The organism is Klebsiella sp. JN_Kp121 (assembly GCF_040062145.1).
Classification (GTDB): Bacteria; Pseudomonadota; Gammaproteobacteria; order Enterobacterales; family Enterobacteriaceae; genus Klebsiella; species Klebsiella aerogenes.
This window is the reverse complement of the sequence record NZ_JBEAHX010000003.1, coordinates 103426-127380: the sequence shown is the minus strand read 5'-3', so window position 1 is coordinate 127380 and position 23955 is coordinate 103426. Positions and strand designations below refer to the sequence as shown.

At 55.0% G+C, this 23955-nt stretch carries 15 protein-coding genes; 9 read left to right on the top strand and 6 right to left on the bottom strand.

Annotated features, from left to right (window positions below; genetic code table 11):
* Nucleotides 1-2: 2 nt before the first annotated feature.
* Nucleotides 3-1055, bottom strand: a complete 1053-nt coding sequence (apbE, locus tag ABLU86_RS07575) for an FAD:protein FMN transferase ApbE (RefSeq protein ID WP_042893842.1) — start codon at nt 1053-1055, stop codon at nt 3-5.
* 103 nt (nt 1056-1158) lie between these two features.
* The gene (locus tag ABLU86_RS07570; RefSeq protein ID WP_015365628.1) at nt 1159-2286 is read right to left on the bottom strand and encodes a porin OmpC; all 1128 of its coding nucleotides are present in this window, start codon (nt 2284-2286) and stop codon (nt 1159-1161) included.
* Between the two features lie 772 nt (nt 2287-3058).
* Here ABLU86_RS07570 and rcsD point away from each other — a divergent pair.
* Nucleotides 3059-5719, top strand: a complete 2661-nt coding sequence (gene rcsD / locus ABLU86_RS07565) for a phosphotransferase RcsD (protein WP_045412291.1) — start codon at nt 3059-3061, stop codon at nt 5717-5719.
* A gap of 16 nt (nt 5720-5735) precedes the next feature.
* Nucleotides 5736-6386 (top strand): response regulator transcription factor RcsB, encoded by a 651-nt coding sequence (rcsB, locus tag ABLU86_RS07560; RefSeq protein ID WP_015365624.1) that lies wholly within the window; start codon nt 5736-5738, stop codon nt 6384-6386.
* Nucleotides 6387-6500: 114 nt separating this feature from the next.
* On the opposite strand, the gene rcsC is transcribed toward rcsB, so the two are convergent.
* Nucleotides 6501-9353 carry a two-component system sensor histidine kinase RcsC gene (gene rcsC, locus ABLU86_RS07555; RefSeq protein WP_323769633.1) on the bottom strand — a complete coding sequence of 951 codons (2853 nt, stop codon included), beginning with the start codon at nt 9351-9353 and terminating at the stop codon, nt 6501-6503.
* Between the two features lie 131 nt (nt 9354-9484).
* The gene (gyrA, locus tag ABLU86_RS07550; RefSeq protein ID WP_348796138.1) at nt 9485-12118 is read right to left on the bottom strand and encodes a DNA topoisomerase (ATP-hydrolyzing) subunit A; all 2634 of its coding nucleotides are present in this window, start codon (nt 12116-12118) and stop codon (nt 9485-9487) included.
* Nucleotides 12119-12264: 146 nt separating this feature from the next.
* Here gyrA and ubiG point away from each other — a divergent pair, with 146 nt between their 5' ends.
* From ubiG to yfaE, 4 genes are all read left to right on the top strand, one after another.
* Nucleotides 12265-12993 carry a bifunctional 2-polyprenyl-6-hydroxyphenol methylase/3-demethylubiquinol 3-O-methyltransferase UbiG gene (ubiG, locus tag ABLU86_RS07545; RefSeq protein WP_020078258.1) on the top strand — a complete coding sequence of 243 codons (729 nt, stop codon included), beginning with the start codon at nt 12265-12267 and terminating at the stop codon, nt 12991-12993.
* A gap of 346 nt (nt 12994-13339) precedes the next feature.
* Nucleotides 13340-15625: a class 1a ribonucleoside-diphosphate reductase subunit alpha gene (gene nrdA / locus ABLU86_RS07540; RefSeq protein ID WP_015365619.1), complete on the top strand. Its 2286-nt coding sequence runs from the start codon at nt 13340-13342 to the stop codon at nt 15623-15625.
* 100 nt (nt 15626-15725) lie between these two features.
* The gene (nrdB, locus tag ABLU86_RS07535; protein ID WP_015365618.1) at nt 15726-16856 is read left to right on the top strand and encodes a class Ia ribonucleoside-diphosphate reductase subunit beta; all 1131 of its coding nucleotides are present in this window, start codon (nt 15726-15728) and stop codon (nt 16854-16856) included.
* Nucleotides 16856-17110: a class I ribonucleotide reductase maintenance protein YfaE gene (gene yfaE / locus ABLU86_RS07530; protein ID WP_015365617.1), complete on the top strand. Its 255-nt coding sequence runs from the start codon at nt 16856-16858 to the stop codon at nt 17108-17110. The genes nrdB and yfaE overlap by 1 nt, the downstream gene beginning before the upstream one ends.
* A gap of 94 nt (nt 17111-17204) precedes the next feature.
* Here the strand turns inward: yfaE and glpQ are convergent, their stop codons facing one another.
* Together glpQ and glpT are read right to left on the bottom strand one after the other, a co-directional pair.
* Nucleotides 17205-18272, bottom strand: a complete 1068-nt coding sequence (gene glpQ, locus ABLU86_RS07525; RefSeq protein WP_020078256.1) for a glycerophosphodiester phosphodiesterase — start codon at nt 18270-18272, stop codon at nt 17205-17207.
* Between the two features lie 9 nt (nt 18273-18281).
* Nucleotides 18282-19628 (bottom strand): glycerol-3-phosphate transporter, encoded by a 1347-nt coding sequence (gene glpT / locus ABLU86_RS07520; RefSeq protein WP_032712077.1) that lies wholly within the window; start codon nt 19626-19628, stop codon nt 18282-18284.
* Nucleotides 19629-19898: 270 nt separating this feature from the next.
* Here glpT and glpA point away from each other — a divergent pair, with 270 nt between their 5' ends.
* Genes glpA through glpC form a run of 3 tightly spaced genes read left to right on the top strand, consistent with a single transcriptional unit; the run spans nt 19899 to nt 23954 of the window.
* Nucleotides 19899-21521, top strand: a complete 1623-nt coding sequence (glpA, locus tag ABLU86_RS07515; RefSeq protein WP_348796139.1) for an anaerobic glycerol-3-phosphate dehydrogenase subunit A — start codon at nt 19899-19901, stop codon at nt 21519-21521.
* Complete coding sequence (gene glpB / locus ABLU86_RS07510) at nt 21511-22770, top strand: glycerol-3-phosphate dehydrogenase subunit GlpB (RefSeq protein ID WP_126028380.1); 1260 nt, start codon at nt 21511-21513, stop codon at nt 22768-22770. The genes glpA and glpB overlap by 11 nt, the downstream gene beginning before the upstream one ends.
* Nucleotides 22767-23954 (top strand): anaerobic glycerol-3-phosphate dehydrogenase subunit GlpC, encoded by a 1188-nt coding sequence (gene glpC / locus ABLU86_RS07505; protein ID WP_045386161.1) that lies wholly within the window; start codon nt 22767-22769, stop codon nt 23952-23954. The genes glpB and glpC overlap by 4 nt, the downstream gene beginning before the upstream one ends.
* Nucleotide 23955: the final 1 nt, after the last annotated feature.

The window sequence follows — 23955 nt, the reverse complement described above, 5'->3', positions numbered from 1 at the left end:
TTTTAATTCTGCTCGCCGACCAGGAAGGTGCGGAACTGCGGCGACATCCAGGTCTTAAAGCCGTCGCCCTCTTTGACGATCATATAGACCGCCAGCCCCTGCTCGTGTGCCACCTGTTGCGCTTTTTCCGGCCCTAATACCATCAGCCCGGTATCCCAGCCGTCGGCTTCCAGCGCCGTCGGCGCAATCACCGTCACCGATACCAGCTTATGGTTGATGGGGTGGCCGGTTTGCGGATCGATAACGTGAGAAATACGTTTGCCGTCCAGCTCGTAGTAGTTGCGATAGCTGCCGGAGGTACTGATGCCGTGGCCGTTGATATCGACTATCGCCTGCACAGCGTTTTCACGGTCGGTCGGTTTTTGAATCGCCACCCGCCACGGTTTATCGTCGCCGTTCATGCCGCGGCTGACCAGCGCGCCGCCAACCGACACCAGATAGCGGGCGATCCCTTCCTGCTCCATCAGGCGCGCCAGATGATCGGCGGCATAGCCCTCGCCGACGGTGGAAAGATCGACAAATAAATCCGCAATATCTTTTTGTAGATATTGTTTATCGGCGCGGTTAATCACCGTCAGATGCTGCAGCCCGGTACGCGCTTTTGCCGCCGCGATTTGCTGCTCCGTCGGCGTTTTTACCGGCTGCTTATCCGGGCCAAAACCCCATAAATTGACCAGCGGCCCGACGGTAATGTCCATCGCTCCGGCGGTTTTGGCGCCAATACGCAGCGACAGAGTGACGATATCCGCCATCGCCTCGTTCACCGGCCACGGTTCGGTGGTGGCGGCATGATTGAAGCGCATCAGCGCGGAGTCGTTTTTCCAGGTCGAAAGCAGCCAATCATCGCCGTCGAGCTGCGCCTGAACTTTATGGCGTAAATCTTCGGCTTTCGCCGGATCCAACCCAACAACGCTAACGCGCCAGTAGGTCCCCATCGTTTTGCCATCGAGCACGGTGGCGGCGGATTTTGGCGTGGCCGGGGATGTCGCGGAATCACAGCCGGTAAGCAGAACGCAGAGGCCGAAAAAGGCGGCGCGGAAAAAGGTGGTATCCATGAAAACGGGCTCCTGTTACAAAGGCAGCCAGAGTATACCAGCGAGGTTAAACCGGGCATAAAAAAAGGCGCCCGCAGGCGCCTTTTTCAACACTTCAGCTTGCTTAGAACTGGTAAACCAGGCCCAGAGCCACAACGTTGTCAGTAGAGATGCTTGCATCTTTAGTGAACTTGTTGTCGTCCAGCAGGTTAATTTTGTAATCAACGTAGGTGGACATGTTTTTGTTGAAGTAGTAGGTCGCACCCAGGTCAACATATTTCAGGATGTCCTGGTCGCCGTAACGGCCCATGTCTTTACCTTTAGACTGCAGGTAAGCCACGGACGGACGCAGACCGAAGTCGAACTGGTACTGAGCAACCACTTCGAAGTTCTGCGCTTTGTTAGCAAAACCGATGTCGCCAGTGCGAGTTGCGTTGTAGGTCTGGGTGTACTGAGTCGCCAGGTAAATGTTGTTGGCGTCATATTTCAGACCACCGGTATAGGTTTCAGCGTGATCGCCTTCACCCAGAACACCGTATGTACGCTGATAGGACTTAGAAAAATAAGTAGAGTTGTTCTGCTCATCGGTACGTTTAGAGCTGGAGTACGCGAAACCAGCGCTGATGCCGTCCCAGATCTCATAAGTCACGGAGGTGCCGAAGCCTTCGCCGTTCTGTTTCTGGAAGCCGCGACCGTTGTTGGTCTGATCTTCGCCGCTCACGCTGCCGTTTTTACCCTGGTACTGCAGAGCAAAGTTCAGGCCGTCAACCAGACCGAAGAAGTCAGAGTTACGGTAGGTGGCAACGCCGTTAGCACGGGACTGCAGGAAGTTGTCGGAACCGTAGGTGTCGCCGCCGAATTCCGGCAGAACGTCGGTCCAGGAAGTTACGTCGTAAACAACGCCGTAGTTACGACCGTAGTCGAAAGAACCCGCGTCGCCGAATTTCAGACCCGCGAAGGCCAGACGAGTCCATGCCTGGTCGCTGGAGCTTTCAGTGTTGTTCGCCTGAACGTTGTATTCCCACTGGCCGTAACCGGTCAGCTGGTCGTTGATCTGGGTTTCGCCTTTCACGCCGATACGCATGTAGGTCTGGTCGCCGTCGACGCTGTCGTCGGAAGAGAAGTAGTGCAGACCGTCGATTTTACCGTACAGGTCTAATTTGTTGCCGTCTTTGTTATAAATTTCAGCCGCATTTGCTGCGCCCGCTACCAGCAGTGCTGGTACCAGGAGGGACAGTACTTTAACTTTCATGTTATTAACCCTCTGTTTGTTATATGCCTTTTATTATTGCCACTGCTTACTGATTACCCTTCTAATCAGTCGGCTGTATTCATTGTGCTGCAAAATGCAGAATAATCCAACAAGAATATGATACGAAAACTTCTAAGGTGTTTCAAAATGCGCACAAGATGTTTCAATTTGTAAATGCCAAGGAACTTTTTAGGCGCAATAAAGGTCGCAAAAATAAGCACCAAAAATCAAAAAAATAATATTTTCATTAAAAATCATTGCATTATAAGCATTCAAATGTATAGCACTGAATGGTAAAACAAAATCCTCCCCGAAGACTAAAATAATCCTCGCTATCATCATTAACTTTATTTATTACCGTCATTCAGTTCTGAATGTCTGTTTACCCCTATTTCAACCGGATGCCTCGCATCCGGTTTTTTTTACCCTTCTTTACGTATCTTGAATTATGCTGTGCTAACGCAGCAAAAAAATAACGACTATTAATCAATCAATTCCGAATGAAAGTCAGCCTATTTGGCCAATTTCTTGTTTTTTCGTGCTATTTATCTGCAAGAAATGTCGGTTAATTGTACAAGATCAATTCAGCTGTACATATTTGTCGCATCTATGGTTTTGAGAGAAATCTCAGCATTAAAAGATCCCTCAGCGTCAATCTGTTGTATGGATTTCCCGCGTTAGCCTTTATACTTCCTGCCAGTATTCGTTGTGCTGCCCGTCACTATGGCGCAACATCCTGTTTACAAACACTACTGAGCAGCTCTGCCACGCGATGACCCAAAAAAAATTCTCCCTGATCCCCGGTAGCATCACCCGGTTCTTCATCTTGATGGTTATCGTCTTGCTCGCGACGATGGGCGTGATGATCCAAAGTTCGGTTAATACGTGGCTAAAAGACCGGAGTTACCAGGTGGTTGATATCAGCCACGCTTTACACAAACGCATCGATACCTGGCGTTATGCCACCTGGCAGATTTACGACAACATTGCCGCCACCAGCTCAAGTACCTCAAGCGATGGTCTGCAGGAGACGCGGCTGAAGCAGGATGTCTACTATCTGGAAAAGCCGCGACGTAAGACCGAAGCGCTGATCTTCGGCTCTCATGACAGCTCGACGCTTGAGATGACGCAGAAAATTTCCAACTATCTCGATATTTTATGGGGCGCGGAAACCATTCCCTGGTCGATGTATTACCTGAATGGGTTGGATAACAGCCTGATTCTGGTCTCTACCCTGCCGCTGAAAGATCTGTCTTCGAGTTTTAAAGAATCGACGATTAGCAGCGTGGTGGAATCCCGCCGCGCCGAAATGCTCCTGCAGGCAAATACGCTGGACGAACGGGAAACCTTTTCTTCGCTGCGTCATCTGACGTGGCAAAATGGCCATTACTTCACGCTGCGTACCACCTTTAACCAGCCGGGTCATCTGGCAACGGTTGTCGCCTTCGATTTACCGATTAACGACCTCATCCCCCCGAGCATGTCGCTGGACAGCTTCCGTCTCGAGCCAGATCCGGCGCAAAATGGCGCTACCAGCTCAGACAAAGAAGCCGTTGATAACGTTAGCGTCAGCTTTAATGGCCTGCGTATTGAGATAACCACAGCCATCAATACCACCGGCATGCGGCTGGTGTGGGTCGTGCCGTTCAGCACTTTGCTAATGGAATCCTTACAGAATATTTTACTGCCGCTGCTGCTCACCATTGGCCTGCTGGCGTTAACTCTGTTTGGCTTTACCACTTTCCGCAACTATAGCGGCCGCCGTACCCCCGGCAGCGTAAGCACGGCCCCCGCCGCGGCCAACAGCGAGCTGCGCGCTCAGCGCGCAATTAATGAAGAGATCGTCTCTTTGCTACCGTTGGGCCTGTTGGTGCACGATCAGGAAGCCAACCGCACCATTATTAGTAACCCGATTGCCGATCATCTGCTGCCGCACCTCAACCTGCAGAACATCACCAATATGGCCGATCAGCATCAAGGGGTGATTCAGGCGACGATCAATAATGAACTTTATGAAATCCGCCAGTACCGCAGCCAGGTGGCTCCTCGCACGCAGATCCTGATTATTCGCGACCAGGATAGAGAAGTGATGGTGAACAAAAAACTCAAACAGGCCCAGCGTCTGTATGAGAAAAATCAGCAGGGGCGCATCGCCTTTATGCAGAATATTGGCGCCGCGCTGAAAGAACCGGCGCAGGCGCTGGCGCAGGAGGCGGCGGCCGTCGGGATTCATGAAAGCCGCAAACTGGCGCAGCACGCTGATGAACTGGTTCATCTTGTCGATGAGATTCAGTTGGCGAACTTACTGGAAAGCGATACCTGGAAAACCACCCCCGGTTTGTTCTCCATTCAGGGCTTAATAGATGAAGTGGTTCCTGAAGTCCTGCCGATGGTGAAACGCAAAGGACTTCAGCTGTTAATCAATAATGCGCTGCCGGCCAATGAGCAGCGCTACGGCGACCGCGACGCGCTGCGCCGCACGCTATTACTTCTGATTCAATACGCGATCACCACCACCCCCATCGGTAAAATTACGCTTGAGGTGAGCAAAGATGAATCTGCCGACGATCGTCTGACCTTCCGTATCCTCGATACCGGCAATGGCGTGAGCGGCAATGAAATCGATAATATGCACTTCCCGTTCCTTAATGAGACGCAAGCCGACCAGTACGGCAAAGCCAACGCCCTCACCTTCTGGCTGTGCGACCGGTTAACTCGCAAGCTTGGCGGACAGCTTAATATTAAGGCGCGGGAATCGCTCGGCACCCGCTACTCGCTACACCTTAAAATGGCGGCGAGCGAGGAAGAGAGCGATTCCGGCGAACATCTGCTGGACGATGTGGTCGTGATGATTGACATCACCGCCAATGAAGTGCGCCGCATCGTGACGCGTCAGTTAGAGAGCTGGGGCGCAAGCTGTATCACCCCGGACGAAAGGCTCACAAGTCAAGAGTATGATCTCTTTTTAACGGATAATCCGTCTAATCTTACTGCTTCAGGCTTGCTTTTAAGCGATGATGAGGTTGGGATACGCAAAATTGGCCCAGGTCAGTTGAGCGTCAATTTTAATATCAGCACTGCAATGCAGGAAGCTATCCTGCAGCTGATTGAGCAGCAGCTGGCGCAAGAAGAGGTTCAGCCCTCCTCAACAGGAAATGAGGGGAATGCGGAACTCCATGCCAGCGGCTATTACGCGCTGTTTGCCGACACGGTACCGGATGATGTTCAGAGATTGTATACTGAATTCACCACCAGCGATTTCGCTGCGCTGGCGCAGACCGCTCACCGCCTTAAAGGCGCGTTTGCTATGCTTAATTTGATACCCGGCAAGCAGTTATGTGAAGCGCTTGAGCATCTGATTCATGAACGAGATACTCAAGGTATAGAAAAATACATCAGCGACATTGACGGTTACGTCAAGAGCTTGCTGTAGCAAGGTAGCCTAATACATGAACAATATGAACGTAATTATTGCCGATGACCATCCGATCGTACTGTTCGGCATTCGCAAATCACTTGAGCAGATCGAGTGGGTGAATGTTGTTGGCGAATTTGAAGATTCCACAGCCCTGATTAACAACCTTCCTAAGCTTGACGCGCACGTTCTGATTACCGACTTGTCGATGCCTGGCGACAAATATGGCGATGGGATCACCCTGATCAAATACATCAAACGCCATTTCCCGGAGCTGTCGATCATTGTCCTGACGATGAACAACAACCCGGCGATCCTGAGCGCAGTACTGGATCTCGACATTGAAGGGATCGTGCTGAAACAGGGCGCGCCGACCGATCTGCCGAAAGCGCTGGCCGCGCTGCAGAAAGGCAAAAAGTTTACCCCGGAAAGCGTCTCCCGCCTGCTGGAGAAAATCAGCGCCGGCGGCTATGGCGACAAACGCCTGTCGCCGAAAGAGAGTGAAGTTCTGCGTTTGTTCGCTGAAGGCTTCCTGGTCACCGAAATCGCCAAAAAGCTGAACCGCAGCATCAAGACCATCAGTAGCCAGAAGAAATCGGCCATGATGAAGCTGGGCGTTGAAAATGATATCGCGCTGCTGAACTACCTCTCTTCCGTTTCTCTCACCTCAACGGATAAAGAGTAATTCACATTTCCCGGATGGCGGCAAGCCGCCGTTTCCGGGCCATTCTGAAGCCTTATTCCCCCACCCCGGAAAGCATCACGCTCCGGGGCGATCTCAACACGATGAAGTGCGACTTCAGCTTGTTTTTCTGGCTTTACGCACCTGCGCGGCATAGGTGGCCAGCGTGTGCTTGAGGATATCCAGCGTCACTGGTTTTGACAGACAGCTATCCATTCCCGACTCCAGACAGCGTTGTTTTTCTTCCGCCAGCGCGTTTGCCGTCACGCCAATAACCGGTAGCGTCATCTCCAGTTGACGGATCCGCTGCGTCAGACGGTAACCATCCATGTTTGGCATGTTCACGTCGCTGAGAACAATATCAATATGTTGTTTACTCAGGACGTTAAGCGCATCGACGCCATCATTGGCCGTCACGCATTGATAACCCAGTGAGCCAAGCTGATCGGCCAACAGGCGGCGGTTAATCGGGTGATCGTCGACCACCAGAATCATCATGTCGTCATTGCTGACCGTTGGCGCGTCGTGGGCCGACAGCGCCGGACCATTCTCTTCGACCGCCAGCGCCAGATGCAGCAGGCGTCCCAGCAACGGCAGAAGTTCATGCGGCGTGGTGACGCTATGCAACCACTCTCCCGGCGCGCGCTCAACGGGGATACCGATATGCCGACGGCAGAAGATCACCGCAGCGCTTCCCGGCCAACGCTCGCTGAGTTCATCATCGGTTAATAAAATATCGTCAGCGGCTGGCGTCTGGCCAGCAAATTGCCGTACCGTCAGGCCATGATATTGCAGCAACGATTCGATAAACAACGCCAGTGACGTATTATGAATCGCCAGCCAACAGGTGCTGTTGCTGTGCTGTTCGGCCAACAGCGGCGGCATCTGCTGCATGCCGTATAACGGAATGCGAATGGTGAAACGGCTCCCCATGCCGGGTTCAGTTTCCACGTCAATGTCGCCATCCATCATGCTGATGAGTTTTTCACAGATAGCCAGTCCCAGGCCGGTGCCCTGGAAATTACGCTGCACCCCGGTACCAACCTGGAAGAACGGGTCGAACAGGCGCACAACCTCTTTCGCCGGGATCCCTTCGCCGGTATCACGTACGCTTATTTGCAGATAGTCGCCGGCCCGCCGTACATGCAGCACGATACAGCCGGTATCGGTAAATTTAATGGCGTTACTCAGCAGGTTGGAAATGACCTGCTGCAGGCGCATCGGGTCGCCAATCATCGTCTGCGGGACATCCGGCTCAATGAAGCAGTACAGCCCAAGCTGCTTGCGCACCACCAGCGGTAGATAGTTCGCCGAAATATGATTCATAACCTCGCGCGGCGAAAACTCTCGCGGCTCGATTTTGAGCTGCTCAGACTCAATTTTCGAGAAGTCGAGAATATCGCTGATAATCTTCAAAAGCAGGCTGGAGGAGTTATTCATCGCCGTCACCAGCCGATCGACTCCCTTCGGCAACGCTTTGGTCTGCAGCAGGTCGAGGTTGCCAATAATGCCGTACAGCGGCGTACGCAGCTCGTGGCTGACGGTGGCGAGGAACATCGATTTCGACTGACTGGCCTGCTCTGCCGCCTGGGCCATCTCCTGCAGCGACTCTTCCATTTTCACACGGGCGGAAACGTCAACCAGCACGCAAATCGCGACGTTTTCATTACGATATCGCGAGTGTACAAAACTAATCTGCAGGTTGGTGTTGTTGCTGGTTAACACGTCGACGAAGTTGACCTGCTGGCCGCAAATAATCTGCGTGAGCCGCTGGCGATCTTCGTGAGTCAGCATATTCAGATAGTTATGCGCCAGTTCGTTACTCAGTATATTGGTGCCGTCCTGCGTGCGTAGAATGCAGATCCCGACCGGCGCGGAGGCGACGATCTTACGGTTGAACTGCTCATGTTCCTCCAGCCTTTGAGCGTCGTTTTCCGCCGGTATAAAGATCCGCCGTTCATACATACGCGCCAGCGCGAACAGGATCGCGCCGGTCAGGATATTCAGTACGATAGCGTTGAGGATCAGCATCCTGATACGCTCCAGCACCTGATCGACGGAAACCGAATAGACAATGCTCAGCGATGATGGCAGCAGGCTCTTTTTCAGCACCAGCTCGCGGAAACCAGAGCTGTAGCCAAACCACATCCGCTCCTGCATCCAGCGGGTTTCCGGTTTAATGCTGTTATCCGGCCCGGCAAGGGAAATGAGCTGCTGACCGTTATCATCGAGGATCGTCACGCTCATCGGCAGGCTACCTGGCGTAAAGAAGCTCTCCATGCGGATAGTCTGCTCAACGCCAAGCATCGCCTGCAGGCGGTTAGCCATGTAGATTGGCGTCAGAGCATAGAAATAACCGACGCCTGGACGCACGCCCTGGCTAATCCAGAACAGGTTGTTGCCGCGCTCGTTTTGCGGCGCATCGCGATATTGTTCGATACGCTGATGCAGCACCTTCAGCGCCTGATCGCGCTCCAGCGGCATATCGCGCAGGCCGAAGTTAGCCATGCAGAGGTTGTCGCTGCCAATTAAAAAGATACGGTTCAGGTCGTAGGCGGCAGAGAAATTATCCCGCCAGTAGCGCATGAACCACGCCAGCGATTGCAGTGAGTTGCGCCAGGTGCCGCTCATTGCGCCGCAGTCGGAATCCGGATACAGCGGTTCAAAATTAGGGATTGTGATATTGCCACTATTGGCAAGTAGCGCGCTACCCTCGCTCCCGGTCGCCGCGCGGTTGCCTGCGACGTACTTCAGCTCTTTGATGACATCCGCGGTACGCTGGATGTAGCGCTGGGCCTGGTCGGCGTTAAGATTCAGTTCCTGACGAATTTCCGATTCCCGTTCATGCAGCGCATTAACGATATAAAACACGGAGACAAAAGCAATCAGCATCCATAGCAGAACCGCCAGCGCTCTGAACAGATAACGAGAAACCTTTAAGGTCGTATGAAACGAGGCAAGATATTTCAATGGGGCAATGCTCGGTCGTCAGGGGCTCAACAGAATGGGGTTAAAGTAGCGGTAAATGGGCTTTGCCGCAATGTTAATGCAAAAAGGGCCGGGATAACACCCGGCCCTTTCAGAACATTTACCTGCGACGATTACTCTTCGTCTTCGGCGATGTCGTCGTCAGCGTCGTTATCCGGCGCGATATCATCATCGCCTTCCGCTACGCTGCCATCGATGGCATCCAGTTCTTCGTCGTCAACCGGCTCAGCCACGCGCTGCAGGCCGACAACGTTTTCATCTTCCGCGGTACGGATCAGAATCACGCCCTGAGTATTACGACCCACGATGCTCACTTCAGAAACGCGAGTACGCACCAGGGTGCCCGCATCGGTAATCATCATGATCTGGTCGCAATCATCGACCTGCACGGCGCCGACCACGGAACCGTTACGTTCGGTGACCTTAATAGAGATAACGCCCTGCGTCGCACGCGACTTGGTCGGATACTCTTCGGCCGCGGTACGCTTGCCGTAACCGTTTTGCGTCACGGTCAGGATCGCCCCTTCGCCACGAGGAATAATCAGCGACACGACGCTATCTTCGCCCGCCAGCTTGATACCGCGTACGCCGGTTGCGGTACGGCCCATCGCGCGAACGGCGTCTTCTTTAAAGCGCACCACTTTACCAGCGGCGGAGAACAGCATCACTTCGTCCTGGCCAGAAGTCAGATCGACGCCGATCAGTTCGTCGCCTTCGTTCAGATTGACGGCAATGATACCGGCAGAACGCGGGCGGCTGAACTCGGTCAATGCCGTTTTCTTCACGGTACCGCTGGCGGTCGCCATAAAGACGTTAACGCCCTCTTCGTACTCGCGAACCGGCAGGATAGCGGTGATACGCTCGTCAGCTTCCAGCGGCAGCAGGTTGACGATTGGTCGACCACGCGCGCCGCGGCTGGCTTCCGGCAACTGATACACTTTCATCCAGTACAGACGACCACGGCTGGAGAAGCAGAGGATCGTGTCATGGGTGTTGGCCACCAGCAGACGGTCGATAAAGTCTTCTTCTTTAATACGCGCTGCCGATTTACCTTTACCGCCACGACGCTGCGCTTCGTAGTCGGTTAACGGTTGATATTTCACATAGCCCTGGTGCGACAGGGTCACGACAACATCTTCCTGGTTAATCAGGTCTTCGATATTGATATCAGCGCTGTTGGCGGTGATTTCGGTACGACGTGCATCGCCAAACTGTTCTTTAACCAGCTCCAGCTCTTCGCGAATAACTTCCATCAGACGATCGGCGCTGCCCAGGATGTGCAGCAGCTCGGCGATCTGATCCAGCAGCTCTTTGTACTCGTCGAGCAGTTTTTCATGCTCCAGACCGGTCAGTTTCTGCAGACGCAGATCCAGAATCGCCTGAGCCTGCTGTTCGGTCAGATAGTACTGGCCGTCACGCACGCCGAACTCTGGCTCCAGCCATTCCGGACGTGCGGCGTTATCGCCGGCGCGCTCCAGCATCGCGGAGACATTGCCCAGATCCCATGAACGCGCGATTAAACCCGCTTTTGCTTCCGCCGGCGTCGGCGCGCGGCGAATCAGTTCAATGATCGGATCGATGTTAGCCAGCGCAATCGCCAGCGCTTCAAGGATATGCGCACGGTCGCGCGCCTTGCGCAGTTCGAAAATAGTACGACGAGTGACAACTTCGCGGCGGTGACGAACAAACGCCGCAATGATGTCCTTCAGGTTCATGATCTTCGGCTGACCGTGGTGCAGCGCAACCATGTTGATACCGAAGGAAACCTGCAGTTGGGTCTGGGAGTAGAGGTTGTTAAGAACCACTTCACCCACCGCGTCGCGTTTCACTTCGATAACGATACGCATACCGTCTTTGTCAGACTCGTCGCGCAGCGCGCTGATGCCTTCAACGCGTTTGTCTTTCACCAGCTCGGCGATTTTCTCAATCAGGCGCGCTTTGTTCACCTGATACGGAATTTCGTGCACGATGATGGTTTCACGGCCGGTTTTCGCGTCAGCTTCGACTTCCGCGCGCGCGCGAATGTAAACTTTACCGCGACCGGTACGATAGGCCTCTTCAATACCGCGACGGCCGTTAATGATAGCGGCGGTCGGGAAGTCCGGGCCCGGAATGTGTTCCATCAGCCCTTCAATGCTGATGTCTTCGTTGTCAACGTATGCCAGGCAGCCGTTGATGACTTCCGTCAGGTTATGCGGCGGAATGTTGGTCGCCATACCTACGGCGATACCGGAAGAACCGTTCACCAGCAGGTTAGGGATTTTTGTCGGCATGACGTCAGGGATTTTCTCCGTGCCGTCATAGTTGTCGACGAAATCAACCGTCTCTTTTTCGAGATCGGCCATCAGCTCATGAGCGATCTTCGACATACGGATTTCCGTATAACGCATCGCTGCGGCGGAGTCGCCATCGACAGAACCAAAGTTACCCTGGCCATCGACCAGCATATAACGCAAGGAGAACGGCTGCGCCATACGTACGATGGTGTCATAAACGGCGGTATCACCATGCGGGTGGTATTTACCGATTACGTCGCCAACGACACGGGCTGATTTTTTATAGGCTTTGTTCCAGTCATTGCCCAATACGTTCATGGCGTATAGTACGCGACGGTGTACCGGCTTCAGGCCATCTCGGACATCCGGCAGCGCACGGCCAACAATGACCGACATCGCATAATCCAGATACGAGCTTTTCAGCTCTTCCTCAATGTTGACCGGTGTAATTTCTCTCGCAAGGTCGCTCATCTAACCGCTATCCCTCTACTGTGTCCCGGATTCAAAGGTCGCAAATTATAACACAGCCGTCGTAATAGAGGTAAAGCAATACGGTTTATTCGTGGCAGTCTGCTGATATACTCGCAGGTCAGAACAGAAAAGGAGTAAAAGCGCCCATGAATGCCGAAAAACCGTCGGTGGCCCCCAACGTTGATCACAATGAAATCGCCAAATTTGAAGCCGTCGCCTCGCGCTGGTGGGATCTAGAAGGTGAGTTCAAACCGCTGCATCGCATCAACCCGTTGCGCCTTGGCTATATTGCCGAACGCTCCGGCGGCCTGTTCGGCAAAAAAGTGCTCGATGTCGGCTGCGGCGGCGGCATCCTCGCCGAAAGCATGGCGCGCGAAGGTGCGACGGTCACTGGTCTGGATATGGGCTTCGAGCCGCTGCAGGTCGCAAAACTGCACGCGCTGGAGAGCGGCGTTCAGGTAGAGTACGTACAAGAGACCGTCGAAGAGCATGCGGCGAAGCACGCCCAGCAGTACGACGTCGTCACCTGTATGGAGATGCTCGAGCACGTCCCTGACCCACAGTCGGTAGTGCACGCCTGCGCGCGGCTAGTGAAGCCCGGCGGCCAGGTCTTCTTCTCGACCATTAACCGCAACGGCAAAGCGTGGCTGATGGCCGTGGTCGGCGCGGAATACGTGATGAAAATGGTGCCAAAAGGTACGCATGACGTTAAGAAATTTATCAAGCCGGCGGAGCTCATCGGCTGGATCGATCAGACTCCTCTGAAAGAGCAGCACATTACCGGCCTGCATTACAATCCGCTCACCAATACCTTCAAGCTGGCGCCGGGCGTTGATGTTAACTATATGTTGCATACAACGGCGAAAAAAGCATAACGTCATACGTTTTTATGATGATGATTGCGCGGCATCAAGCTGCGCAATTTTCCCTTCCGACGAAGAAATCAGCACTCGATCAAATTTTGATTTTTTTTTCTGTTTTATTGACTTCTTCTCCAGGCCTTATACGGCGTGGACTTAGCGATTATTACGCCTGCGCAACCTCAAATTAACGTCAAAATCAACCCTTGTACTCAAAAGAATCCTTACTAAAATAACTCACCATATAGCGTTCTTTTTATCGACAACCCCCTACATATAGTATTTATCCACAGAGTTAGTCACAACGACTGGCTGTGGATAAATGGGGGGATATTTTTTCTCACGGACAGGTAAAAACCACATGAATCAGAGTCTGCTGGTGACAAAGCGCGACGGTAGCACCGAGCGTATCAATCTCGACAAAATCCATCGCGTACTAGATTGGGCGGCAGAAGGACTGAATAACGTTTCGATTTCCCAGGTAGAGCTGCGTTCGCATATTCAGTTCTATGACGGCATTAAAACCGCCGACATCCACGAGACCATTATTAAGGCCGCAGCGGACCTGATCTCCCGCGATGCGCCGGACTACCAGTACCTGGCCGCGCGACTGGCGATTTTCCACCTGCGTAAGAAAGCGTTTGGCCAGTTTGAACCGCCGGCGCTGTACACCCATGTGGTGAACATGGTCGAAAAAGGTAAATACGATCATCATCTGCTGGAAGACTACACGGAAGAAGAGTTCCAGCAGATGGACGGTTTTATCGACCACTGGCGCGATATGAACTTCTCCTACGCGGCCGTTAAGCAGCTGGAAGGTAAATACCTGGTGCAGAACCGCGTCAGCGGCGAAATCTATGAAAGCGCCCAGTTCCTCTATATTCTGGTTGCGGCTTGCCTGTTCTCTAACTATCCGCGTGAGACCCGTCTGGACTACATCAAGCGTTTCTATGACGCGGTGTCCACCTTTAAAATCTCGCTGCCGACGCCGATCATGTCCGGCGTGCGTACCCCAACCCGTCAGTTCAGCTCCTGCGTACTGATCGAGTGCGGCGATAGTCTGGATTCGATCAACGCCACCTCCAGCGCGATTGTGAAATATGTTTCCCAGCGCGCCGGTATCGGTATCAACGCCGGCCGCATTCGTGCGCTGGGTAGCCCAATCCGCGGCGGCGAAGCCTTCCACACCGGCTGCATCCCGTTCTATAAGCACTTCCAGACCGCGGTGAAATCCTGTTCGCAGGGCGGCGTTCGCGGCGGCGCGGCCACCCTCTTCTATCCGATGTGGCATCTGGAAGTCGAAAGCCTGCTGGTGTTGAAAAACAACCGCGGCACCGACGCCAACCGCGTTCGCCACATGGACTACGGCGTGCAGATCAACAAGCTGATGTACACCCGCCTGCTGAAAGGCGAGGACATCACCCTGTTCAGCCCGTCCGACGTTCCTGGCCTGTACGATGCGTTCTTCGCCGATCAGGACGAGTTCGAACGTCTGTACACTAAATACGAAAAAGACGACAGTATCCGCAAACAGCGTATTAAAGCCGTTGAGCTGTTCTCGCTGATGATGCAGGAACGCGCCTCTACCGGCCGTATCTATATCCAGAACGTTGACCACTGCAACACCCACAGCCCGTTCGACCCGGTTGTCGCGCCGGTGCGCCAGTCTAACCTGTGCCTGGAAATCGCCCTGCCGACCAAACCGCTGGACGATGTGAACGACGAAAATGGCGAAATCGCGCTGTGCACGCTGTCGGCATTCAACCTTGGCGCCATCGATAGCCTCGATGAGCTGGAGGATCTGGCGGTACTGGCGGTGCGCGCGCTGGATGCGTTGCTGGATTATCAGGATTACCCAATCCCGGCGGCTAAACGTGGCGCAATGGGTCGTCGTACGCTGGGTATCGGCGTTATCAACTTCGCTTACTATCTGGCGAAACATGGCAAGCGCTACTCCGACGGCAGCGCCAACAATCTGACACACAAAACGTTCGAAGCTATTCAGTACTATCTGCTGAAGGCCTCCAACGAACTGGCTATCGAACAAGGCGCCTGCCCGTGGTTCAATGAAACCACCTACGCGCAGGGTATTCTGCCGATCGATACTTATAAGAAAGACCTGGATGCGATCGTGAGCGAATCTCTGCATTTCGACTGGGAGCAGCTGCGCGAATCCATTAAAACCCACGGCCTGCGTAACTCTACGCTCTCCGCGCTGATGCCGTCTGAGACCTCTTCGCAGATCTCCAACGCCACCAACGGCATCGAACCGCCGCGCGGCCACGTGAGCATCAAAGCGTCGAAAGATGGGATTTTGCGCCAGGTCGTTCCGGATTACGAAAATCTGCAGAACGCCTACGAACTGCTGTGGGAAATGCCGAATAACGACGGCTATCTGCAGCTGGTCGGCATCATGCAGAAGTTTATCGATCAGTCGATTTCCGCCAACACCAACTATGACCCGACGCGTTTCCCGTCCGGAAAAGTGCCGATGCAGCAGTTGCTGAAAGATCTGCTCAACGCCTATAAATTCGGCGTGAAAACGCTGTACTATCACAACACCCGTGATGGCGCGGAAGACGCCCAGGATGACCTGGCGCCGTCAATTCAGGACGACGGCTGCGAAAGCGGCGCATGTAAGATCTAAAGTATTTTTGCCGGGTGGCGCGATGCCTACCCGGCCTACGGTTTTGTAGGCCCGGCAAACGCAGTGTCGCCGGGCGATACAATCTCAACAGGACCCACTCATGGCATACACCACTTTTTCACAGACGAAAAACAATCAACTGCTTGAGCCGATGTTTTTTGGCCAGCCGGTTAACGTGGCCCGCTACGATCAGCAAAAATATGACATCTTTGAAAAGCTGATTGAAAAGCAGCTCTCCTTCTTCTGGCGCCCGGAAGAAGTCGACGTTTCGCGCGATCGCATCGACTATCAGGCGCTGCCCGAACATGAAAAGCATATTTTTATCAGCAACCTGAAATATCAGACGCTGCTCGATTCCATCCAGGGCCGTAGCCCGAACGTCGCGCTGCTGCCGCTGATTTCCATCCCCGAACTGGAAACCTGGGTAGAAACCTGGGCCTTTTCCGAGACGATCCACTCGCGTTCCTATACCCACATTATTCGCAATATCGTCAACGACCCGGCGACGGTGTTCGACGATATCGTGACCAATGAGCAGATCCAGAAACGCGCGGAAGGCATCTCTCACTATTACGATTCTTTGATTGAAATGACCAGCTACTGGCATCTGCTGGGCGAAGGCACCCACACCGTCAACGGCAAAACCGTGACCGTGAATCTGCGCGAGCTGAAAAAGAAACTGTATCTGTGCCTGATGAGCGTCAACGCGCTGGAAGCAATCCGCTTCTACGTTAGCTTCGCCTGCTCTTTCGCCTTTGCAGAACGCAAGCTGATGGAAGGCAACGCCAAAATTATTCGCCTGATCGCCCGCGATGAAGCGCTGCACCTGACCGGCACTCAGCATATGCTGAACCTGCTGCGCTCCGGCAGCGACGATCCGGAAATGGCGGAAATCGCCGAAGAGTGCAAACAAGAGTGCTATGACCTGTTCGTGCTGGCGGCGCAGCAGGAAAAAGAGTGGGCGGACTATCTGTTCCGCGACGGCTCGATGATCGGCCTGAACAAAGATATTCTCTGCCAGTACGTCGAGTACATCACCAATATTCGCATGCAGGCGGTGGGCCTCGATCTACCGTTCCAGACCCGCTCCAACCCGATCCCATGGATCAATACCTGGCTGGTTTCCGACAACGTTCAGGTCGCGCCGCAGGAAGTGGAGGTCAGCTCTTACCTCGTCGGCCAGATCGATTCTGAAGTCGATGCCGACGATCTGAGCAACTTCCAGCTGTAATGAAGCGGATTTTCTTGAGGATTTCTGACACTCGCCTTGAGTGTCAGGATGAACATCCTTCCCTGTTGGCCGCGCTTGAATCGCATAACATCGACGTGGAGTATCAGTGCCGCGAAGGCTATTGCGGTTCCTGCCGCACGCGTCTGGTGTCAGGCCAGGTTGACTGGCTGACCGAACCGCTGGCGTTTATCCAGCCGGGAGAAATTTTGCCCTGCTGCTGCCGGGCGAAAGGCGATATTGAGATCGAGATGTAGTGTTGTCGATGTGTGCGGCCTGATGCCCTCACCCCGGCCCTCTCCCACAGGGAGAGGGGGAAAACATAAAAAAGGGCCTTACGGCCCTTTTGTTTTATTTCGCGTCCAGGAACTGCACCGCTTTATCCGGGAAATCGGTAAACAAGCCGTCGACGCCCGCCTGATTATACAGCACGTCATAGAGCTGATTAACGTTAGTGGCGTACTCCGGCAACTGATCCGCGCGCACGGTGTACGGATGCACCTGCAGATGGCTGGCATGCGCTTCTTTTACCATCGCCGTCAGCTTCACCGCGCCCGGCTTCGAGCCTTCCGCTACCAGCATATGGTAATCCGGGCCGATACCGTCGGCGTACTGCGCAATCTGCGCCATCGCCCCCGGCTTGAACATCCAGTCATAGCTGTAGTTCACCCATTTACCATCGGCCTGTTTCTGCTGCGTTTCATTCCAGTCGGTATAGGCGATGAGCTGCACCAGATTGAGATCCATCCCCATCTTCGGCTCCAGCTCATGCTTAATGCGTTTGAGCTCGTTGGCGTCAAAACATTGAAGATAAACCTTATCCTGCTTGCTGGTGTAGCCATATTCCTTCAGCACTTTCAGCGTGCTGGCGGCAATATCTTTGCCTTCCTGATGGTGGAACCACGGCGCTTTGATTTCCGGGTAGATACCGATATTTTTACCCGTCGAATGGTTTAGCCCCTGTACAAACTCAATCTCCTCTTCAAAGGTATGAATGCGGAAATCGGATTTACCCATCGGGAAACGCCCGGGATAGGTTTGCACGTTCTTACCATCTTTCGGCTCAAAACCTTCGGTGAACTTCAACGACTTAATCTCGGCCAGGGTAAAGTCGATGGCGTAAAAACGGCCATCTTTACGCGCCCGCTGCGGGAAACGCTGCGCAACGTCAGTCACCCGATCGAGATAGTGGTCATGCAACACCACCAGCCGATCGTCTTTGGTCATGACCAGATCTTGCTCCAGGAAATCCGCCCCCTGAGCGTAAGCCATCGCTTTCGCCGGCAGGGTATGTTCCGGCAGATACCCGCTGGCGCCGCGGTGGGCGATGACAATTTTCTCTGCTGCGACGGCGCTGAAGCACAGCGCCGAACTGGCCAAAATCATTCCGCTCATTAGCGCGGTAAGTTTCATTTTCATCGCCGCTCCTTAGGCTTGTTTCAGTTGTTGATGATGACGACGCTCGCCAAGCATGACGATAATCAACAGCAGTACCGCCAGTACGCTACCGCCAATCATCACCATGAAGCCGCCGTCCCAGCCAAAGAAATCGACGGTATAGCCAACAATGGCGCTCGCGGCTACGGAACCGCCGAGATAACCGAACAGACCGGTGAAGCCCGCAGCGGTGCCGGCAGCTTTTTTCGGTGCCAGTTCCAGCGCATGCAGACCGATCAGCATCACCGGGCCGTAAATAAGGAAGCCAATGATGATCATACAGGCCATATCGACGCCCGGATTACCCGGCGGGTTCAGCCAGTAAACGATAGTGGCAATCGTCACCAGGGTCATAAAGAACACGCCGGTCGCGCCGCGGTTGCCTTTAAACACTTTGTCCGACATCCAGCCGCACAGCAAAGTACCCGGGATCCCCGCGTACTCATACAGGAAGTAGGCCCAGGAGGATTTATCCAGCGCGAAGTGTTTGACCTCTTTCAGGTAGGTCGGCGACCAGTCCAGAATGCCGTAGCGCAGCAGATAAACGAAGACGTTAGCGATCGCGATGTACCACAGCAGCTTGTTTGGCAGAATGTACTGCATAAAGATCTGCTTCGCCGTCAGCTCTTCTTCGTGCTTTTCGCTATAGTCATCCGGATAGTCGTTTTTATACTCTTCGATCGGCGGCAGACCGCAGGACTGCGGGGTATCGCGCATCATCGCGAAGGCAAAAATCGCCAGCAGGATCGCGCCGAAGGCCGGCATATACAACGCCGCGTGCCAGTCGTTAAACCACGCCATCCCTAACAGGAACAGCAGCGGCGGAATACCGCCGCCGACGTTATGCGCGCAGTTCCACACTGAGACAATCCCGCCGCGTTCTTTCTGCGACCACCAGTGCACCATGGTACGACCACACGGCGGCCAGCCCATCCCCTGGAACCATCCGCACAGGAACAGTAATACGAACATGATCATGATGCTGGAAGTCGCCCACGGCACGAAGCCCATCACCAGCATCACCAGCGCCGCCAGAATTAACCCTGCCGGCAGGAAAATGCGCGGATTCGAGCGGTCGGAGACCGAGCCCATGATAAATTTCGAAAATCCGTAGGCGATAGAGATACCGGAAAGCGCGAAACCGAGGTCGCCACGAGAGAAGCCCTGCTCAATCAGATAAGGCATCGCCAGCGCAAAGTTCTTACGAACCAGATAGTAAGCGGCATAACCGAAGAAGATGCCAATAAAGATCTGCCAACGTAATCGACGATACAACGGGTCGATTTCCGCCGCCGGCAAACGCGCTTTATGCGCTGCGGGTTTAAAAATACTTAACATATCAGCCTCCGTGGCCATTGCTGTTTCACTGACATCGACGCAAAAAATCTAATTTATTCACGTACTTCTAATTAGGTCGCGATGGTAGGCAAAGCGTAGAACTAATACTGTGAAATATCGCACATTTTGTTACAGATATATGACAAAATTTTCCAATGTGAGCACAAAATCACAGCAAACGCTCGAATTGCGCGCAAATATGCTCGAAATCAAACATTCCACACTATTGATATGGCTAAATGGTGTAAAACGAAAGTAGAGGACCGGAAGATGGCCGAGACGCAAGAATTTGATGCACTGATTATTGGCGGCGGCGCCACCGGCGCGGGAATCGCCCGCGACTGCGCCCTGCGCGGGTTACGCGTGGCGTTGATTGAGCGGCACGATATCGCCACCGGCGCCACCGGCCGCAACCACGGCCTGTTGCACAGCGGCGCGCGCTATGCCGTCACCGATGGCGAATCCGCGCGCGAATGTATCAACGAAAATCGTATTTTGCGTCGCATCGCCCGCCACTGCATTGAACCCACCAACGGGCTGTTTATCACTCTGCCTGAAGATGACATGGCCTGGCAGCAAACCTTTATCCACGCCTGTCAGCAGGCCGGTATCGATGCTAAACCGCTTACCCCCGCTGAAGCTTTACGTCTGGAACCCGCGGTCAACCCTACGCTGCTTGGCGCCGTACAGGTACCGGACGGCACCGTCGATCCGTTCCGCCTGACGGCCGCCAATATGCTCGACGCCCGCGAACACGGCGCGCAGATCCTTACCGGCTGCGAGGTCACCGCTCTGCTGCGCCAGGGCGATCGTGTGTACGGAGTACAGATCTACGATCATCAACGCCGTGAAGCGCGTAGCATTCACGCGCAGGTCGTCGTCAACGCCGCCGGGATCTGGGGCCAACGCATCGCGGAATACGCCGATCTGCGCATCTCCATGTTTCCGGCAAAAGGCTCGCTGCTGATCCTCGATCACCGCATTAATAACCAGGTGATTAACCGCTGCCGCAAGCCGGCGGATGCCGATATTCTGGTGCCCGGCGATACCATCTCGCTGATAGGCACCACCTCGACGCATATTCCTTATGACGAGATCGATGATAACCGGGTGACGACGGAAGAGGTCGATACGCTGCTGCGCGAAGGTGAAAAACTGGCGCCGATCATGGGGCGCACCCGGGTGCTGCGCGCCTACTCCGGCGTCCGTCCGCTGGTCGCCAGCGATGACGATCCCAGCGGGCGCAGCGTCAGCCGCGGTATTGTGTTGCTCGACCACGCCCAGCGCGACGGCATGGAGGGCTTTATCACCATCACCGGCGGTAAGTTGATGACCTACCGTCTGATGGCGGAATGGGCCAGCGACGCCGTCTGCCGCAAACTCGGCAATGCTGAGCCGTGCCGCACCGCGGAGCGCCCGCTACCGGGTTCGCAGGAAGCCACAGAAACCACGCTGAAAAAGATTATCTCGCTACCGACGCCGCTGCGCGGGTCGGCGGTGTATCGCCACGGCGACCGCACCCCAGCATGGCTCGGCGACAGCCGCCAGCACCGTAGCCTGGTCTGCGAATGTGAAGCGGTCACCGCCGGGGAAGTGCAGTACGCGGTAGAGAATCTGGCGGTGAAGAATCTGCTCGACCTGCGCCGCCGTACCCGGGTCGGCATGGGCACCTGCCAGGGTGAACTGTGCGCCTGCCGCGCCGCCGGGCTGCTACAGCGCTTTAACGTCGCCACCCCGGCGCAGTCGTTAACTCAGCTGTCGGAATTTCTCAATGAGCGCTGGAAGGGCGTTCAGCCCATCGCCTGGGGCGACGCGCTGCGCGAAAGTGAATTTACCCGCTGGGTCTACCTCGGCTTATGCGGACTGCAAAAGGAGCATCAGGATGAAATTTGATTGCGCCATCGTCGGCGGCGGACTGGCCGGGCTGTTGTGCGGGCTGGCGCTGAATCAACACGGCCTACGCTGCGTGATAATCAGCCGTGGGCAAAGCGCGCTGCACTTTTCCTCTGCTTCACTAGACCTGCTCTCGGTGCTGCCGAACGGCGATACCGTCACTGATGTCGCACAAGGTCTTCAGCAACTGGCCGTTCAGCTTCCTGAACACCCCTACTCCCGCCTCGGCGCCGACGCGGTGCTCGAATACGCCAGACAGACCGAAGCGCTGCTGGCTGCCTGCGGCGCGAATATGCAAGGCGAAGCGCGCCGACCGCACCTGCGGGTAACGCCGCTGGGGACGTTGCGCCCGGCGTGGCTGTCGCCGGAAGAGGTTCCGCTGGCGCCCATCGCGCAGCAACGCGTATGCATGGTGGGGATTAGCGGTTTTGCCGATTTTCAGCCGCATCTGGCCGCCGCCGCCCTCGGACAGAGCGGAGTGGATGCCGCCGCGGCGGAGATTGATTTACCGCTGCTTGATGTGCTGCGCGATAACCCTACGGAGTTCCGTGCCGCCAACATCGCCCGCGTGCTTGATGATGAAAACCTGTGGCCTGCCCTGCAGTCCGCGCTGCTGCCGCTGGCGCAAGAGTACGAGCTGCTGATGATGCCCGCCTGTTTTGGGCTCGCGGATAATCGCCTCTGGCATTGGCTACAAGAACATCTGCCCTGCCCGCTGCGCCTGCTGCCGACGCTGCCGCCTTCGGTGCCGGGGATGCGCCTGCATAGCCAGCTTCAGCGCCAGTTCATCCGCACCGGCGGCACCTGGCTTGCCGGCGACGAGGTGGTGAAAATCAGCCATCAGCAGGGCGCCGTCGAGGCCGTCTGGACGCGAAATCACGGCGATATCGCACTGCGTCCGCGCTTTACCGTGTTGGCGAGCGGTAGCTTTTTCAGTAACGGTCTCGTCGCCACCCGTGATAGCGTGCGCGAACCGATTCTCGGCCTCGATCTGCAGCAAACGCTGGCGCGCGATAGCTGGTATCAGCGTGATTTCTTCGCATCACAACCGTGGCAGCGCTTTGGTTTGAAGACTGACCCCATGCTGCGCCCACACCTGCTCGGCCAGCCGCTAACGAATCTTTTCGCTATCGGCTCGCTGCTCGGCGGTTTCGATGCCATTCAACTCGGCTGCGGCGGCGGCGTTTGCGCCGTCACCGCGCTGCATGCCGCCAGACAGATCCACGCCCTTGCAGGAGGCCGGCCATGAACGATACTCGCTTTGAAAGCTGCATAAAATGCACGGTTTGTACCACCGCCTGCCCGGTGAGCCGGGTAAATCCGCGCTATCCCGGCCCGAAACAGGCGGGGCCGGACGGCGAACGTCTGCGTCTGAAAGATGGCGCGCTGTACGACGATGCGCTGAAATATTGTATTAATTGCAAACGCTGCGAGGTGGCCTGTCCATCTGATGTGAAAATCGGCGATATTATTCAACGCGCGCGTGCGCAGTACAGCCAGCAAACACCAACCCTGCGCGATGCCATCCTCAGCCATACCGATCTGATGGGCACCCTTTCCACGCCTTTTGCGCCGCTGGTCAACGCCACAACGGGGTTAAAACCGGTGCGCCGCCTGCTCGACGCGGCGCTGAAAATCGACCATCGCCGCACGCTGCCGAAATATGGCTTCGGCACCTTTCGCCGCGCTTACCGCCAGCTCGCCGCCGCACAGGCGCAGTACAGCGAGCAGGTGGCTTTCTTCCATGGCTGCTACGTCAACTATAACCACCCGCAATTGGGTAAGGATCTGATTCGCGTCGTCAACGCGCTGGGTACCGGCGTGCAGCTCTTACCAAAAGAAAAATGCTGCGGCGTCCCGCTTATCGCCAACGGCTTTTTTGACAAAGCACGCAAGCAAGCGCACAGCAACATCGCCGCCATGCGCGAAAACAGCTTGCCAATCATCGCCACCTCTTCAACCTGTACTTTTACCCTGCGCGATGAATATCCCCATCTCCTGGATATCGATAACAGCGATCTGCGGGATCGGGTGGAGTTAGCGACCCGCTGGATTTGGAAACAGCTCGATGCCGGCAAAACCCTTCCATTGCGCCCGCTGCCGCTGAAGGTGGTCTATCACACCCCATGTCATATGGAAAAAATGGGCTGGTCGCTATACACCCTTGAGCTTCTGCGCCAAATCCCGGGCCTACAGCTGGAAGTACTGGATTCGCAGTGCTGCGGTATCGCCGGCACCTTCGGCTTTAAGTCGGAAAACTATTCGTCGGCGCAGGCGATTGGCGCGCCATTATTTCGCCAGATTGAGGAGAGCGGCGCGGACGTAGTGATTACCGATTGCGAAACCTGCAAATGGCAGATTGAGATGTCCACCAGCAAGCGCTGCGAACATCCCATTACTCTGCTGGCGCAGGCGCTGAGCGCGCCTGCCTGAA